The sequence below is a fragment of the Streptomyces malaysiensis subsp. samsunensis genome (genome assembly GCF_024519315.1).
Lineage (GTDB): Bacteria > Actinomycetota > Actinomycetes > Streptomycetales > Streptomycetaceae > Streptomyces > Streptomyces malaysiensis.
The window spans coordinates 34,678-50,548 of the sequence record NZ_JANIIC010000047.1; the positions used below are offsets into that span (position 1 = coordinate 34,678).

Sequence of the window (15,871 nt, forward strand, 5' to 3'; positions counted from 1 at the left end):
ACGAACGCGGACCGCACCCACGCGGCGGACGGGGCCGCCGGAACCACCGGGAAAGGTTCCCGGGGAACCGGCCGAACGGGTGAGCCCGCGCGGGGCGGGGGCCTGGACGGCGACCCGTGCAGCGGAGGCCCGGACGGCGGCGAGAGCCCAGGCGGCGCGAGCCCAGGCGGCGGGAGCCTGGGCGGCGGCCGGACCTCGGGCAGCGACAGAAGCCCACGCAGCGACGCGAACCCGGGCAGCAGCGGAAGCCCAGACAGCAGGAACCCGGGCGACGGCGGAAGCCCAAATAGCGACGAAAGCCCAGGCAACGGGAGCCCGGGTGGCGGCCGGACCTCGGGCAGCGACAGAAGCCCACGCAGCGACGCGAACCCGGGCAGCAGCGGAAGCCCAGACAACGAGAACCCGAGCGGCGGCCGGACCTCGGGCAGCGGCGGGAGCCCAGGCAGCGGCGGGGCGGCCGCTGGACGGCCCGCCGCGGGACGGGCGACGAGCCGGGACGTGGCGCGCGTGGCGGGCGTGTCCCAGGCGACCGTGTCCCTGGTGCTCGGCGAGAAGTGGCCCGGACGGGTCTCCGAGCGCACCGCGGAGACCGTGCGCGCCGCCGCCCGCGACCTCGGCTACCGCCCCAACCTGGCGGCCCGCAGCCTCCGCCTGGGCCGCACCAGGACCGTGCTCCTGGTGGTGCCCGCCCTGACGACCGAGTTCTTCGCCCGCGTCTACACCGGCGCCGAGCGGGTCGCCGCCGACCATGGCTTCGGCGTGGTGCTCTACCCGTCCCCCGAGGGCGTGGGCCCGGCCCGGGACCCGTTCGACTCGGCGCGCGCCTCGCTGGACGGGGTGATCGCCTCCTCCATGGCCGCCGACGCGCTGGCCGCGGTGCGCGGCGGCGGGCTGCCGCTGGTGATGCTCGACAGCGACCCGGACGACGCGGCCGCGGCGGCCACGGTCAACCTCGATATCGCGGACGGGGCGCGGCAGGCGGCGGGGCATCTGCTGAGGCTCGGGCACCGCCGGGTGGCGCATCTCGCGGCCGCGGTGGACTCCTGGACCTTCCGGGTCCGCGCCCGGGCCCTGGCGGAGGCGGTGAGCGAGGTCCCGGGCGCCGCGCTGAGCACCGAACCGGCGGGGCTGAGCGTCGAGGAGGGCCGCCGGGCCGCCGAACGTGTCCTGGCCCGCCCCGGGCCCCGGCCGACCGCGCTCGTCTGCGACGACGACATCTTGGCCGCTGGCGCCTGCAAGGCGGCCCGGCGGCTGGGCCTGCGTATCCCGGACGACGTCTCGGTGACCGGCTTCGACGATCTGGCCCTGGCCACGGCGGTGGAACCGGAGCTGACCACGGTCCGGCTCCCCGCGGAGGCGGTGGGCGCGGCCGGTATGCGGGCCCTGATGACACTCCTGGACGGCGAGACCCCCCAGGACACCGTGCTACCCGTCGACCTGATCCCCCGGAGCTCCACGGCCCCTCCCCCGCGGCCCTGACCGACCTCGGGGCCGCCGCCACGGTCGCCGCGGGGACGAGCAGCGGCCCACGACCCACTTCGGACGTGACCGCGCGCCGGGGGCGCCCGCCGAACTGCGACCCACCGGCCACGCCACCCCGAGGGGCACTCCCGGCCAGGCCGAGCCCTGGGCCTCGCTGGCGCGCACCGGGCGTCAGCGGCCCGCGTGCCTCGCGGCCCCATAACGCCACCGCCGTCCCGGGTGGGCCCGGGGCGGCGGTGGTGGAGAGACGAAACGGTGGCGGGGTGGGTCAGTCCTCGGAGTCCGACGTGGGCTCCTCCGCCTCGGATGCCTCGGACGACGCCTCCGGCGCCGCCGAGTCCGGCCCGCCCTCTCCCGGCTCCATGAGCTGGGAGAGCTGGCGGCCCAGGACGCGCTTGAACTTGCGCTTCTGGGGGCGGCGGGTGCGGTCCAGGACCGCGACCTCGAGCTGCTCGGCGGTGAGGCTGCGCTCCCCGCCGTTGTTGTCGCGGGAGAGCGAGTCGACGGCCAGCTTGAGTGCCTCGGCGAGGGTCATGCCGTCCCGGTGGCGCTGGTCGAGATAGCTGCTGATCTGGTCGGCGTTGCCACCGACGGCGACCGAGCCGTGCTCGTCCACGATGGAGCCGTCGTGCGGAAGGCGGTAGATCTGGTCGTCCTCGGGGCCCTCCCCGACCTCGGCGACGATCAGCTCGACCTCGTACGGCTTCTCGGCGGCGCTGGAGAAGATCGTGCCCAGGGTCTGGGCGTAGACATTCGCCAGCCCGCGCGCGGTGACGTCCTCGCGGTCGTAGGTATAGCCACGCAGATCGGCGTAACGGACACCGCCGATGCGCAGATTCTCGAATTCGTTGTACTTACCGACCGCCGCGAAGGCGATCCGGTCATAGATCTCGCTGACCTTGTGCAGCGCGCGGGACGGGTTCTCCGCAACGAAGACGATGCCGTCGGTGTACTGGAGCACGACCACGCTGCGGCCGCGCGCGATGCCCTTACGGGCGTATTCGGCGCGGTCTGCCATGGCCTGCTGAGGAGAAACATAGAACGGCGTCGTCACCGGCTGTCCGTCCCTTCTGTCATTGGCGAATGCATTCCGGTTGGACCGTCCTCTCAGAGCAGGGCGGCGCGGGGGCCGTCGGGCTCTTCGAGACGTCGTTCGTGGATGGCACGGGCGAGCTCGGACACCTCGCCTTCGCTGAACCTCTTGAAACCGTCCTCGGTGATGGAGGTGACGATCGGATAAATACGGCGGGCGAGATCCGGCCCTCCGGTCGCCGAATCGTCGTCGGCCGCGTCATAGAGCGCCTGAAGCACGGCGGTGGCGGCCTGCTCCTCGCTCAGGTCCTCGCGGTAGAGCTTCTTGAGCGCGCCCCGGGCGAACATCGAGCCCGAGCCGGTGGCGGCGAAGCCGCGCTCTTCCGAACGCCCCCCGGTCACGTCGTAGGAGAAGATGCGGCCCTTCTCCCGGTCGACGTCCCACCCCGCGAAGATCGGGACCACGGCGAGCCCCTGCATCGCCATGCCGAGGTTGCCGCGGATCATGGTCGACAGCCTGTTCGCCTTGCCCTCGAGCGAGAGCACGGTGCCCTCGACCTTCTCGAAGTGCTCCAACTCGAGCTGGAAGAGCTTGACCATCTCCACGGCGATACCGGCGGTCCCCGCGATCCCGACGGCCGAGTACTCGTCGGCGGGGAAGACCTTCTCGATGTCACGCTGCGCGATGACATTGCCCATGGTGGCGCGGCGGTCACCGGCGAGCACCACACCGCCGGCGAAGGTCAGCGACACGATGGTGGTGCCGTGGGGGGCCTCGATGGCGCCCTGCACCGCGGGCAGCGGACGGTTCCCCGGAAGCAGCTCGGGCGAGTGGTCACCCAGGAAGTCCATGAACGACGAGGAGCCGGGCGTCAGGAAGGCAGCCGGCAGACGCCCTGTGCTACGAGTGTTGGCTTCCACACGTTTCCTTCCACCAGATCTTGAAATTCTGCACGGACCATACCCCTGGCCATGCAAGTCATCCGTCCTGCGTCCCTTCCACGGGGACGCAGGACGGAGAAGACGCGCCTTACTGTCCGCCCTTCTGGACGAAAGACCTCACGAAGTCCTCCGCGTTCTCCTCGAGCACGTCGTCGATCTCGTCCAGGACGGAGTCCACGTCGTCCGAGAGCTTCTCCTGCCGCTCCTTGAGGTCCTCCGCGGCCTGTGCGTCCTGCGTCTGCTCCTCGACCTCCTCGGTCGAGCGCGACGCCTTCTGCTGACCGCCGCCAGTGTCCTTGGTCGCCATATCCCTCACCCCGCTCGGTTCGCCCGCTGATTCGATCGGTCTCAAGATCAGACCCTACAAGCCGGGTCCGACATCGGCCTCCCACTCGCTACAACGCACGGAGGCCACCTCGATGATTCCCGGCCCAAGGGCATTTCAGCCTCCGGACAGCACCCGGACCAGGTCCTCGGCCGTGCGGCAGCGGTCCAGCAGCTCCTTCACGTGGTTCCGGGTGCCGCGCAGCGGCTCCAGCGTGGGGACCCGTTGCAGAGAGTCACGACCTGGCAGGTCGAAGATCACCGAGTCCCAGGAGGCCGCGGCCACATCGTCCGCGTACTGCTCGAGGCAGCGGCCGCGGAAGTAGGCGCGGGTGTCCTCCGGGGGCTTGTTCTGGGCGCGTGCGATGTCCTCGTCGTCCAGCAGCCGCTTCATCTTGCCGCGGGCCACCAGACGGTTGTACAGGCCCTTGTCGGGGCGTACGTCGGCGTACTGGAGGTCCACCAGATGGAGCCGGGCCGCGTCCCAGTCCAGGGCGTCCCGCCGGCGGTAGCCCTCCAGCAGCTCACGCTTGGCGATCCAGTCCAGCTCACCGGACAGGCTCATGGGATCGCGCTCCAGCCGGTTCAGCACGTCCTCCCAGCGGGTCAGGACGTCCCGGGTCTGCTCGTCGGCGTCCGCGCCGTAGCGGTCCTCGACGTATTTGCGGGCGAGCTCGAAGTACTCCATCTGGAGCTGCACCGCGGTGAGCGTACGGCCGCTGCGCAGCGTGACGAGACGGCGCAGGGTCGGGTCGTGCGAGACCTGGTGCAGGGTGCGCACCGGCTGGTCCACGGCGAGGTCCACGGCGATGAAGCCGTCCTCGATCATCGACAGGACCAGGGCGGTGGTGCCCAGCTTGAGGTAGGTCGAGAGCTCGGAGAGGTTGGCGTCCCCGATGATCACGTGGAGCCGGCGGTACTTCTCGGCGTCGGCGTGCGGTTCGTCGCGGGTGTTGATGATCGGGCGCTTGAGCGTGGTCTCCAGGCCGACCTCGACCTCGAAGTAGTCGGCCCGCTGGCTGATCTGGAAGCCGTGCTCATGGCCGTCCTGGCCGACACCGACGCGGCCGGCGCCCGTGACGACCTGGCGGGAGACGAAGAAGGGCGTCAGGTGGCGCACGATGTCCGAGAAGGCGGTCTCCCGCTTCATCAGGTAGTTCTCATGCGTGCCGTAGGAGGCGCCCTTGTTGTCGGTGTTGTTCTTGTACAGGTGGATGGGCTGGCCACCGGGCAGCTCGGCGGCGCGCACCGCGGCCTCGGCCATGATGCGCTCGCCCGCCTTGTCCCAGAGCACCGCGTCCCGGGGGTTGGTGACCTCGGGGGCGGAGTACTCGGGGTGGGCGTGGTCCACATAGAGCCGTGCGCCATTGGTGAGGATCACATTGGCCAGGCCGATGTCCTCGTCGGTGAGCTGGCTGGCGTCCGCGGACTCGCGCGCGAGGTCGAAACCGCGGGCGTCCCGCAGCGGGTTCTCCTCCTCGAAGTCCCAGCGGGCGCGGCGCGCCCGGTGCATCGCCGCCGCGTAGGCGTTGACGACCTGGGATGAGGTGAGCATGGCATTGGCGTTCGGGTGCCCCGGGACAGAGATCCCGTACTCCGTCTCGATTCCCATCACGCGCCGTACGGTCATGCGGCCCTCCTTGCCCGGCGCCGCCCCCGGCTGGGATCGGCGCTCAAGTACCGCTGCGCTCCCGGTCCATTTGCGGCCCCCGATCCCCCGTGCCGCGAAACTGCGGTACCGAAGAGCCTAGAACGGCCACGCGGTGCTGCGGAGATCATTACAGTCATTGCTCCGGTCGGGCTCGTAGGACTCATACGAAGAATGCGGTCCGAAAAGCGCATCCGGCTGCGGATGCCCCGTCCAGGACATCCGCAGCCGGACCGCGGTGTTACAGGTACTGACCGGTGTTCGCCACCGTGTCGATGGAGCGTCCCGTGTCCGCGCCCTGCTTTCCGGTGACCAGGGTGCGGATGTAGACGATCCGCTCGCCCTTCTTACCGGAGATCCGGGCCCAGTCGTCCGGGTTGGTGGTGTTGGGCAGGTCCTCGTTCTCCTTGAACTCGTCCACGCAGGCGGCGAGCAGATGGGAGACGCGAAGGCCCTTCTGGTTGTGGTCCAGGAAGTCCTTGATCGCCATCTTCTTGGCGCGGTCCACAATGTTCTGGATCATGGCGCCGGAGTTGAAGTCCTTGAAGTAGAGGACTTCCTTGTCGCCATTGGCGTAGGTGACCTCCAGGAAGCGGTTCTCCTCGGATTCGGTGTACATCTGCTCGACCACCGACTGGATCATCCCGCCGATCGCGGCCTTGGGCGACTCGCCGTGCTCGGCGAGGTCGTCGCCGTGGATCGGCAGGGACTCGGTCAGGTACTTCGAGAAGATGTCCTTGGCGGCCTCGGCGTCCGGACGCTCGATCTTGATCTTCACATCGAGACGGCCGGGGCGCAGGATCGCCGGGTCGATCATGTCCTCACGGTTGGAGGCGCCGATGACGATCACATTCTCCAGGCCCTCCACACCGTCGATCTCGGAGAGCAGCTGGGGGACGATGGTGTTCTCCACGTCCGAGCTGACCCCGGAGCCACGGGTGCGGAAGAGGGAGTCCATCTCGTCGAAGAAGACGATGACGGGCGTGCCTTCGCTGGCCTTCTCCCGAGCCCGCTGGAAGACCAGCCGGATGTGCCGCTCCGTCTCACCGACGTACTTGTTGAGCAGCTCGGGGCCCTTGATGTTGAGGAAGAAGCTCTTCCCCGCGGGCTTGCCGGTCACCTCGGCGACCTTCTTGGCAAGGGAGTTGGCCACGGCCTTGGCGATCAGCGTCTTGCCGCAGCCGGGCGGGCCGTACAGCAGCACACCCTTGGGCGGCCGCAGTTCGTGCTCCTTGAAGAGGTCGGGGTAGAGGTAGGGGAGCTCGACCGCGTCGCGGATCAGCTCGATCTGGTTTCCCAGACCGCCGATCTTGTTGTAGTCGATGTCCGGTACCTCTTCGAGGACGAGCTCCTCGACCTCGCTCTTCGGCACGACCTCGTAGACATAGCCGGACCGGGACTCGAGCAGCAGGGCGTCACCGGGGCGAATGGTGGTGCGCAGCAGCGGCTCCGCCAGCCGCACCACCCGCTCTTCGTCGGTGTGCCCGATCACCAGGGCGCGCTCGCCGTCCTCAAGGACCTCCTTGAGGGTGACGATGTCCCCGGCGCGCTCGAACTCCATGGCCTCGACCACATTGAGCGCCTCGTTGAGCATGACCTCCTGGCCACGCCTGAGGTCGTCGAGCTCGACACTTGGGCTGACATTCACCCGGAGTTTACGGCCCCCGGTGAAGATGTCGGCCGTACCGTCCTCGTTCGCCTGTAGAAAGGCTCCGAAGCCGGCCGGCGGCTGCGCGAGCCGGTCGACCTCCTCCTTGAGGGCCACGATCTGGTCGCGGGCCTCACGGAGTGTGTTCGCGAGCCGCTCGTTCTGTGCGGAGACGCCTGCCAGATTGGTCTGTAGCTCGACGATCCGCTCTTCGAGAATCCTCGTGTGACGCGGAGAGTCGGCGAGCTTGCGGCGCAGGACGGCGATTTCCTGCTCGAGATAGGCAACCTGGCCGGCAGGGTCGTCAGACCCCCGCCCCGGCCGGATGCCGCGGTTGATGTCGTCGTCGTGGGCTGCCACGGTCCTCACCTCCTCCAAGGGGAGCTGGACGCTTCCTGACCCTACCTGGGCCGGTGCGGGTTGAAACCCCTAGATCACAAACCCGGTCGGCGTGTGTCCGATCTTCACCCTTGCGCACTCCCTCACGCCAGGTGAATACCCACCCAACAACATCGGAAAGCGAGCGGTTGTATCGTCGACACGGTCAACACCCGTCAGGGTTGGCGATATTTAGACAATGTTGAATGGCGTATCGAAGGAACGGCAGGGGACATACTGTGCGGAACGAGGAGCTCGGTGATCTTGAGGTCTGGATTGACCAGGATCTGTGCACCGGCGATGGCATCTGCGCCCAGTACGCTCCCGAGGTCTTCGAACTCGACATCGACGGTCTAGCCTACGTCAAGAGCGCCGACGATGAGCTGCTTCAGGAGAAGGGTGCCACCACTCCGGTCCCCCTGGCCCTGCTGACCGAGGTCCGGGATTCCGCGAAGGAGTGCCCCGGCGACTGCATCCATGTACGCCGTGTCACGGACCGGATCGAGGTCTACGGCCCCGACGCGGAGTGACACACACGGTGTGACACAGGGCGAGTGACCGCTCACACACTCCCCGGAACCGGCAGCGCCTTCAAAACGAACTTGCCGTCCCGCCACCGCCAGTTGACCTTGCGCGCCAGGTCCGGACAGCACCGCGGAACCTTGGCCGAGGAGTATCCCAGCAAGGTGGCCGAAACCAGCTTTCCGCGCACCGCGAAATCGCGGATGCTCATCCCTTCCTTCGGGTCCACGAACGTGGCCACCACCCGGGGCGCCGCGCCCGCCCCGGCCGGCTGGGAGAGCGCATACACACCGCTGGGCGGGGTCCCGAACGCCGTCCGGCAGCGCACCACGGCCACGGTCTCCGGCCGCCCGTCCCCGTCCAGGTCCGCCGAGCCGCGGTCGATGACATCGGGCCTGGCCCGTCCGCAGTCCATCGGGTAGTCCGCGGCGCGGGGATCGGGGGCCTCGACGGCCGGAAGCGACCCGGTGCGCGGTGCGGAGACGCCGGTGGACGTGGTGGCCTTGGCGTCGGAGGGCTGGAAGAACGACCCCCCGGCGATGACGGCGGCCACGGCGGCCGCCGTCGCGACCCAGTGCACCGGACGAGGGTGGGTGTGCTCGAGATCCGGGCCCAGAGGCTGCACGCGGGACGACTCCATGTGAGGGCTTGCGGCGGGGGTGTCCCGCATCGTGCCACATCTCACAGGTGCGCGGCCACCGCCCCCGCACGGGGAATTCGGTGGCCGCGCCGCGCTGTTGCGGGCCGGTGTCCGTCAGATGGACACCGGACGGCCGTCAGGAGTCGCCGGCCGGGGTCTCCTGGCCACCGGACGGGGTCTCCCGCCCATGGGGAGCGGTGTCCCGGCCATCGGAACCGGATGCGGTGTCCCGGCCGCCGGAAGCGCGCCGGCCGCCTTCGGAGGCGTCCGCGGCGCCGGTGTCCTTCGCGGTGCCCCAGCCCACGTAGTCCTCGCCGTAGGCGCCCTTGGCGGGCCTGCGGCGGCGCATCGGGGGCTCCACACCGTCCGCGAGGCGGCGGGCGGTGAGCAGGAAGCCGGTGTGGCCGATCATGCGGTGGTCGGGCCGCACGGCCAGGCCCTCGACGTGCCAGGTGCGCACCATCGTCTCCCAGGCCGACGGCTCGTTGAAGGTGCCGTGCTCGCGGATGGCCTCCACGGTGCGGGCGAGCTGGGTGGTGGTGGCGACGTACGCGCACAGGATGCCGCCGGGGACGAGCGCCTTGGAGACCGGCTCCAGGCACTCCCAGGGGGCGAGCATGTCCAGGATCACGCGGTCCACATCGGTGTCGCTGAGGTTGTCCTGAAGGTCGCCGACGGTGAGCCGCCAGGCGGGGTGCGGAGCGCCGAAGTAACGCTCGACGTTCTGGGCGGCGATCTCGGCGAAGTCGGCCCGGCGCTCGTAGGAGTGCAGCATGCCCTGGTCGCCGATGGCCCGCAGCAGGAACATCGAGAGCGAGCCGGAACCGACGCCCGCCTCGACGACACGTGCGCCGGGGAAGATGTCGGCCATCGCCAGGATCTGCCCCGCGTCCTTGGGGTAGACCACGGCGGCACCGCGTGGCATGGACAGGACATAGTCGGGGAGCAGGGGGCGCAGCGCGAGATACGCGACGTTTCCCGTGGTGCGCACGACGGTTCCCTCGGGGGCACCGATCAGCTCGTCATGGGGGAAGGATCCCTTGTGGGTGTGGAAGTTCTTCCCGGCCTCGAGCGTGAAGGTGTAGTGGCGTCCCTTGGGGTCGGTGAGCTGGACCTGGTCCCCGACCTGGAAGGGCCCGCGACGGCGGGCGGCACCGGTCGGTTCGGACATGTGAACAGCCTACCGGGCGCTTCCGCCCGCCCGGACCACACCGGGCCCTCAGGAGCGGCCCGAGGGGGTCCTGGCCATGGCCGCCACGAAGGCGCGCTCGACATCGGCCGTGGAGAGCACCCCGTAGATCTCACCGGTCTCCTCGATCACCAGGTACTCGGTGGCGGGGGTGGCCCGCAGAGTGTCCAGCAGCTCCTCGCCGGTGAGCTCGGCGGAGACCCGCATACCGTCCTTGAGGTCCTGGGCCAGACCGCTGACCGCGACCCAGGGTCGGCGGTGCTCGGGGACGCCCACGATGGCGGCCTCGCGCACCACGGCCGTCGGGGCTCCCTGGCCGTCCACCACGACCAGGGCGCGGGCCCCGGCCTCGTTCGCCCGGCGCAGCGCCTCGGAGAGCGGGGTGTCGGCCGCCACGGGCACCGCGCGCCGGGTGAGCGTACGGGCGCGCAGGTCCGGCAGCCGCTCCCGCAGCCGGGCCATCCGCAGGCTGTTGCCCGCACCGGTCCAGATGATCGCGGCGAGTATGGCGGCCAGCAGCGCGTCGGTGAGCGAGTCGACGCTGCCGAAGCTCTTGGGCTCCTCGCCCAGCCCGCCCGCCTGGGTGAGCAGCGGCAGCCCGACGAGCACCGCGACGGCGAGCGCGCGGCCGCACCAGGCGGCGGCGACGGTGCCGGTCATGGGCTTGCCGCTGACCTTCCAGACGATGGCCCGCAGCATCCGCCCACCGTCCAGCGGCAGCCCGGGCAGCAGGTTGAACGCGGCCACGATCAGGTTGGAGATCATCAGCCCGGCGAGCAGCACCCCGGGCACCGTGCCGGGCTCCACCACCAGCATGCCCAGGTAGAACACGCCCGCCAGGACCAGGGAGAGCAGCGGGCCGACGAAGGCGAGCACGAACTCCCGGCCGGGGGTCTCGGTCTCCTTCTCGATCTCCGAGACCCCGCCGAAGAACTGGAGCTGGATCCGGCGCACCGGCAGCTCGAAGCGGAGCGCGGCCACGGTGTGGGCGAGTTCGTGCACCAGCACCGAGGCGTAGAAGGCCACCGCGAAGAAGAGCGAGACCAGATAGCGGGCGGCGCCGAGCTCGGGCAGCACCCGGTCGAGCTGACCGCCGAAGACCCAGGTGATGAGGGCGGCGACCAGGAACCAGCTCGGCGAGACGTACACGGGCACGCCGAAGGGACGGCCCATGAGAAAGCCGCCGCCCACCTCGCGTGGGCGCGGCTGCTTGCCGTCCTCGGGCTCGGTCGCGCGGTCCGATTCCCCGTTGTCGGACTGCCGCTGCCCGCTGTTGTCCACGGTGTCCCCTCGTCGGATGCTCCGTCGCACCCCTCTTTTGATACGGTCCCCACGATCATGCAGTGCGAGGGGCTCGAACGTCGATGGTATGCGTCCGGCTGTCAGTGGCGGGTCGTAGGGTCTTGGCCATGGGAACCACCACGGGAACCACCACCGGGAAGGCCGAACCCTCCGACGGGCCACCGAAATCCGTTCCAGCCGCCTCGTTGTCACCCTCGCGGGCGGCCGATTTCATGCGGTGCCCGCTGCTGTACCGCTTCCGAGTGATCGACAAATTGCCGGAGAAGCCCAGCGCGGCGGCCACCCGCGGCACGGTGGTCCACGCGGTGCTGGAGCGGCTCTTCGACGCCCCGGCCGCCGAGCGCACCGCGCCGCGGGCGCGGGCGATGGTGCCGGGCGAGTGGGAGCGGCTGCTCGCGGCCAAGCCGGAGCTGGCGGAGCTGTTCCAGGAGGAGGACGGCGCCCCGGCGCCGGACCGGCTGGCCGAGTGGCTGACGGGGGCCCAGACGCTGGTGGAGCAGTGGTTCTCGCTGGAGGATCCGACCCGTCTGGAGCCCGCGGAGCGGGAGCTGTTCGTGGAGACGGAGCTCGAGTCCGGGCTGAGGCTCCGTGGCATCATCGACCGGATCGACATCGCTCCGACAGGTGATGTACGGATCGTGGACTACAAGACCGGCAAGGCCCCCGCGCCGCAGTACGCGGGCGAGGCCCTGTTCCAGATGAAGTTCTACGCCCTGGTGGTGTGGCGGCTGCGCGGGGTGATCCCGCGGCGGCTCCAGCTGGTCTATCTGGGCAGCGGGGATGTGCTGACGTACGACCCGGAGGAGCGGGATCTGCGGGCCGTGGAGCGCAAGGTGCTGGCCCTGTGGGAGGCGATCCGGCTGGCCACGGAGACCGGCGCCTTCGTACCGCGTCAGACCAGGCTCTGTGGCTGGTGCGACCACCAGGCACACTGTCCGGAATTCGGGGGTACGCCGCCGATGTATCCGCTGGCTGTGATCCCTTCACAGAATTGAGGCTGCCGCGTAGCGGCCCCTGAGGGTGGTGGTGGGAGACGGGCGGGCAGAATGGGCGCGGGCTAGCGAATGAAGGAGATCCCGTGGCGATCCGCGTCCTATTGGTCGATGACCAACCGCTGCTGCGCACCGGCTTCCGGATGATCTTGGAGGCGGAGCAGGATCTGGCGGTCGTCGGCGAGGCCGGGGACGGTCTCCAGGCCCTCGACCAGGTGCGGGCGCTCCAGCCCGATGTGGTCCTGATGGACATCCGGATGCCGCGGATGGACGGCGTGGAGGCCACCCGCCAGATCACCGGTCCGGGCCGGGACGGCCCGGCCAAGGTGCTGGTGCTGACCACCTTCGACCTGGACGAGTACGTGGTGGAGGCGCTGCGCGCCGGGGCCAGCGGCTTTCTGCTGAAGGACGCGCCCGCCACCGAGCTGGTGCAGGCCATCCGCGTGGTGGCGGCGGGCGAGGCGATGCTGGCGCCCAGCATCACCCGCAGGCTGCTCGACAAGTACGCCGGGCATCTGCCGTCGGGCGAGGAGCCGGTGCCGGACACTCTGCACACGCTGACCGAGCGCGAGGTCGAGGTGCTGAAGCTGGTGGCCCGGGGGCTGTCCAACGCGGAGATCGCCGCGGATCTGTTCGTCAGCGAGACCACGATCAAAACGCATGTGGGCCATGTGCTGACCAAGCTGGGGCTGCGCGACCGGGTGCAGGCCGCCGTCTACGCCTACGAGAGCGGGCTGGTCCGCCCCGGCGCGCAGTAGCGGCACCGGGACGTACGGCCGTACGCCAGGAGGTCCGGGGGAGCGCCCCCGGACCTCCTGGCGTACGGCCGCCTCGCCCGGCTCGGGGGCGCGGATCGGCCGGTCGCCCCGGTCAGCCGCCGGCCGACTTGCCGATCTCCCAGAAGCGGAAGACCGTCGAGGAGTCCAGGGTCCACTGGAGCCCGGAGATGTCGTCCTGGGCCACCGCGTACTGCTTGCCCTGCCACAGCCGACCCCCCGTGGGCCGTCCTCAGTTGCCCTTCCCGAGCTCCCACAGCTGAAGCATGGTCGAGGAGTCGAAGGCGTACTCGGCGCCCGTGACGTTCCCGCGGGCGGCCACGTAGGTGTTGCCCTGCCACAGCGGGAGGTAGGGCACATCGCTGGCGACGGCGTTCTGGATGGACTGGAAGTCCTTGTCGGCGAGGCTGCGCTGGGCCTCCTGCCGGGTCTTGGGGATCAGCTCGTCCTGGATGGTGCTGTTGCGGTAGGGCGAGTTGAGGAAGTTGTCCTTGGTGAGGAAGGGCGCGGTGTAGCTGTCCGGGTCGGGGAAGTCGGGCAGCCAGCCCATCCCGGAGGCGGAGAACTCGCGCTTGACGAGCGCGGGGCGGAACTCCCGCCACGGGTAGCCCTTGATGGTGACGGAGAAGAGGCCGCTGCTGTTGAGCTGCTTCTGAAGCTCCTTGAACTCCGCCGCCGTCTCCGGGCCGTAGTGGTCCGTGGTGTAGGTCAGCTTCAGCTTCACCGGGGTGCTGATACCGGCGTCGTGCAGCACGCTCCGGGCGACATCCGGGTCCGGGTCGCCGTACTCGTTGTGGAACGAGTTGATGTGCGAGGAGATGCTGGTGGGGATCATCGAGTACAGGGGCTCGGCGGTCCGCTTGTACACATCGCGCACCAGCGCCTGGCGGTCCACGAGATGGGCGATGGCCTGCCGGACCGCCTTGTCCTTGACCGTCGGGTCGGAGGTGTTGAACACCAGATAGCGGATGCCCTGGCCGGAGGACTCGAAGAGGCGGACGCCCTTGATCTCGCCCTTGTTGAGCTTGTCGAGCTGCTCGGGCGAGAAGCCGCGGTGGACCACGTCGATGTCGCCCTTGACCAGCGCCTGCTCCATGGTCGAGGCGGAGTCGTAGAACCGCATCTCGGCCTTGTCGGACTTCGGCTGGACATCGCCCTTGTAGTGGGGGTTCTTGGTGAAGACGACCTTGACCAGCTTGTTGTTGCGCACCTCGGTCTTCGCCGAGTACGGGCCCGAGCCGGTCATCTCGAAGCCGTCGCGCAGCGCGTCCGGCTTGTAGACCTCGCTGTCCAGGATCGCGGCGGCCGGGGTGGTGAGCTTGGACGGGAAGGTCGCGTCCGGCTGCGAGAGGTGGATGACGATCTCTCGGTCGCTGGGGGTCTCGATCTTGTCGACGTTGGACAACAGGGACTTGGTCCCGTTGGGGTCGTCGATGCGCAGCACGCGATCGAGGGAGAACTTGACGTCCTTGGAGGTCAGGTCGTGACCGTTGGAGAACTTCAGCCCGCTTCGCAGCGTGCAGCGGTACTGCTCGCTCTGTCTGTCCTGGAAGCCGCATTTCTCGGCCGCGTCGGGTATTGGCTCGGTGCCCGAACGGGGCAGTCTCATCAGCGTCTGGAAGGTGTTGTGCAACACGCTCCAGGAGGCGAAGTCATAGGCGAGGGCCGGATCCAGTGGCGCGGGCGCCACCTTCGACGCCTCTATGCGGTCCGTGCTGCCCAGGACGATCGCCTCACCGTCCGAGCCCGAGCCGTCGGTACCACCGCACGCGGCGAGCGTGGAGATCAGGAGGCCGGCCACAGCCGGCAGCACCAGCGACTTGCGCGTCATCGTCGGGAGTCTCCCTGCCATCGATCAACTACTCGCGACGACATTAGTCCGAGGCGCCAGCCATGCTCAGACACAACGAAGTTGAGGCGATATCACGCCCCGATAACGCGCGATCATCGACCGATATCCGGACGCGGCCGCGATTCATACGGGATGCCATCAATCCGGACACTTGGGCTCACCCAAATCGCACCAGACGGGACGCGCGGGAGAGATCCACAACACTCGTCCACGGCATATGCAGTGATAAACATCACGTTCCATTGTCGCCAACGGATCGCGAAAAGTACGCCCGCGCTATTCAGTCTGCAATTTACAGAAATACGCTCGGTGCGCGATCAGTGCATTGCAGTGACCACAGTGCGCAAGAAATCGAGATCGACTTCTTCGAGCGAACCGACGACCGTACGCCCCACCGCGGCCTCGATCGGCACCACGGACGGCACCGCGACCACCCGGCACCCGGCCGCCTCCGCGGCCCGTACACCCGTGTGGGTGTCCTCGATGACCACGCACCGCCCCGGCTCGGCGGCGAGCCCGGAGGCGGCGAACAGATACGGCTCCGGATGCGGCTTGGTCAGCTCGACCTCGTCGCCCGCGACCGTCAGGGTGAAGTGCTCCGGGCCGATCGAGCGCAGGACCCGGTCCATCACCCGGCGGTGGGAGGCGGAGACCAGGGCGGTGGGGATGGAGTGCGCGGCCAGCTCGATGAGCAGCCGGCGGGCGCCGGGCAGCATCGGCACACTGCCGTCGATCAGCTCGGTGAAACGGCTGTTGAGCAGGCCGGTGAGCTCGGCGAGGGCGATCTCGGCGCCGGTGGCCTCGATCAGGAACTGGGCGCTGCGCGACATCGGACCGCCCACGACCACCTGGCGGTACTCCTCGGCGAGCGCATGGCCGAGCTCGGCGAAGATGGCGACTTCGGCGTCCCACCAGATGCCCTCGGTGTCGACCAGGGTGCCGTCCATGTCGAGCAGCACGGCTTGCAGAGCCGAGCCTTCGGCCGTACGAGTGTCGACGGCGGGGATGCTGCTGGTCATCCAAACACCTCCGGGTAAGGGGCACGAAGGCCGGCCCCCTTCCACGGACGGGAAGGCGACCGGCCTCTACCGGATCGACCAGTTTACGTCGCGCCGCGCCGACGCGCCTCGTGGCCGCCGTAAGG

14 protein-coding genes are annotated in these 15,871 nt (G+C 69.4%); 4 read left to right on the forward strand and 10 right to left on the reverse strand.

Translation table 11 applies throughout. The features are described from left to right. Positions 1-498 precede the first annotated feature (498 nt). The gene (locus NQU54_RS32705; protein ID WP_257634177.1) at positions 499-1,479 is read left to right on the forward strand and encodes a LacI family DNA-binding transcriptional regulator; all 981 of its coding nucleotides are present in this window, start codon (positions 499-501) and stop codon (positions 1,477-1,479) included. Positions 1,480-1,750: 271 nt separating this feature from the next. Here NQU54_RS32705 and prcA read toward each other — a convergent pair whose 3' ends face one another. From prcA to arc, 5 genes are all read right to left on the reverse strand, one after another. Beyond that, entirely contained in the window at positions 1,751-2,536 is a 786-nt protein-coding gene (prcA, locus tag NQU54_RS32710; protein ID WP_257634178.1) for a proteasome subunit alpha, read from the reverse strand. A gap of 53 nt (positions 2,537-2,589) precedes the next feature. Next, on the reverse strand, positions 2,590-3,435 hold the full coding sequence (prcB, locus tag NQU54_RS32715; RefSeq protein ID WP_257634179.1) for a proteasome subunit beta: 846 nt from the start codon (positions 3,433-3,435) through the stop codon (positions 2,590-2,592). Between the two features lie 109 nt (positions 3,436-3,544). Then, positions 3,545-3,763, reverse strand: a complete 219-nt coding sequence (locus tag NQU54_RS32720; RefSeq protein WP_069869121.1) for a ubiquitin-like protein Pup — start codon at positions 3,761-3,763, stop codon at positions 3,545-3,547. A gap of 135 nt (positions 3,764-3,898) precedes the next feature. Continuing rightward, positions 3,899-5,410, reverse strand: a complete 1,512-nt coding sequence (gene dop / locus NQU54_RS32725; RefSeq protein ID WP_257634180.1) for a depupylase/deamidase Dop — start codon at positions 5,408-5,410, stop codon at positions 3,899-3,901. 259 nt (positions 5,411-5,669) lie between these two features. Beyond that, the gene (arc, locus tag NQU54_RS32730) at positions 5,670-7,436 is read right to left on the reverse strand and encodes a proteasome ATPase (RefSeq protein ID WP_069869120.1); all 1,767 of its coding nucleotides are present in this window, start codon (positions 7,434-7,436) and stop codon (positions 5,670-5,672) included. A 224-nt stretch (positions 7,437-7,660) separates the two neighbouring features. Here arc and NQU54_RS32735 point away from each other — a divergent pair, with 224 nt between their 5' ends. Further along, positions 7,661-7,984, forward strand: coding sequence for a ferredoxin (locus NQU54_RS32735; protein ID WP_069869034.1), 324 nt, complete (start codon positions 7,661-7,663; stop codon positions 7,982-7,984). Positions 7,985-8,016: 32 nt separating this feature from the next. Here NQU54_RS32735 and NQU54_RS32740 read toward each other — a convergent pair whose 3' ends face one another. The 3 genes from NQU54_RS32740 to NQU54_RS32750 all read right to left on the reverse strand — a co-directional run bounded on the left by NQU54_RS32740 (position 8,017) and on the right by NQU54_RS32750 (position 11,086). Then, positions 8,017-8,616 (reverse strand): hypothetical protein, encoded by a 600-nt coding sequence (locus NQU54_RS32740; protein WP_306279299.1) that lies wholly within the window; start codon positions 8,614-8,616, stop codon positions 8,017-8,019. 136 nt (positions 8,617-8,752) lie between these two features. Beyond that, positions 8,753-9,787, reverse strand: a complete 1,035-nt coding sequence (locus NQU54_RS32745) for a tRNA (adenine-N1)-methyltransferase (protein ID WP_257634182.1) — start codon at positions 9,785-9,787, stop codon at positions 8,753-8,755. A gap of 48 nt (positions 9,788-9,835) precedes the next feature. Further along, positions 9,836-11,086: a site-2 protease family protein gene (locus NQU54_RS32750; RefSeq protein WP_257634211.1), complete on the reverse strand. Its 1,251-nt coding sequence runs from the start codon at positions 11,084-11,086 to the stop codon at positions 9,836-9,838. 128 nt (positions 11,087-11,214) lie between these two features. On the opposite strand from NQU54_RS32750, the gene NQU54_RS32755 reads away from it, so the two are divergent. Further along, entirely contained in the window at positions 11,215-12,102 is an 888-nt protein-coding gene (locus NQU54_RS32755) for a RecB family exonuclease (RefSeq protein ID WP_069869031.1), read from the forward strand. Positions 12,103-12,185: 83 nt separating this feature from the next. After that, complete coding sequence (locus NQU54_RS32760) at positions 12,186-12,857, forward strand: response regulator (RefSeq protein WP_257634183.1); 672 nt, start codon at positions 12,186-12,188, stop codon at positions 12,855-12,857. Positions 12,858-13,107: 250 nt separating this feature from the next. On the opposite strand, the gene NQU54_RS32765 is transcribed toward NQU54_RS32760, so the two are convergent. Together NQU54_RS32765 and NQU54_RS32770 are read right to left on the reverse strand one after the other, a co-directional pair. After that, positions 13,108-14,706 carry an ABC transporter substrate-binding protein gene (locus NQU54_RS32765; RefSeq protein ID WP_257634184.1) on the reverse strand — a complete coding sequence of 533 codons (1,599 nt, stop codon included), beginning with the start codon at positions 14,704-14,706 and terminating at the stop codon, positions 13,108-13,110. A 338-nt stretch (positions 14,707-15,044) separates the two neighbouring features. After that, a complete protein-coding gene (locus NQU54_RS32770) occupies positions 15,045-15,746 on the reverse strand; it encodes an HAD family hydrolase (protein ID WP_257634185.1) in 702 nt (233 codons plus the stop codon). Positions 15,747-15,871: the final 125 nt, after the last annotated feature.

Excerpts from the sequence above, each read along its gene's own strand:
- NQU54_RS32740 (WP_306279299.1), bottom strand. The coding sequence starts at position 8,616 with ATGGAGTCGTCCCGCGTGCAGCCTCTGGGCCCGGATCTCGAGCACACC.
- NQU54_RS32735 (WP_069869034.1), top strand. The coding sequence starts at position 7,661 with ATGGCGTATCGAAGGAACGGCAGGGGACATACTGTGCGGAACGAGGAG.
- NQU54_RS32765 (WP_257634184.1), bottom strand. The coding sequence starts at position 14,706 with ATGACGCGCAAGTCGCTGGTGCTGCCGGCTGTGGCCGGCCTCCTGATC.
- NQU54_RS32745 (WP_257634182.1), bottom strand. The coding sequence starts at position 9,787 with ATGTCCGAACCGACCGGTGCCGCCCGCCGTCGCGGGCCCTTCCAGGTC.
- NQU54_RS32720 (WP_069869121.1), bottom strand. The coding sequence starts at position 3,763 with ATGGCGACCAAGGACACTGGCGGCGGTCAGCAGAAGGCGTCGCGCTCG.
- dop (WP_257634180.1), bottom strand. The coding sequence starts at position 5,410 with ATGACCGTACGGCGCGTGATGGGAATCGAGACGGAGTACGGGATCTCT.
- NQU54_RS32770 (WP_257634185.1), bottom strand. The coding sequence starts at position 15,746 with ATGACCAGCAGCATCCCCGCCGTCGACACTCGTACGGCCGAAGGCTCG.
- NQU54_RS32755 (WP_069869031.1), top strand. The coding sequence starts at position 11,215 with ATGGGAACCACCACGGGAACCACCACCGGGAAGGCCGAACCCTCCGAC.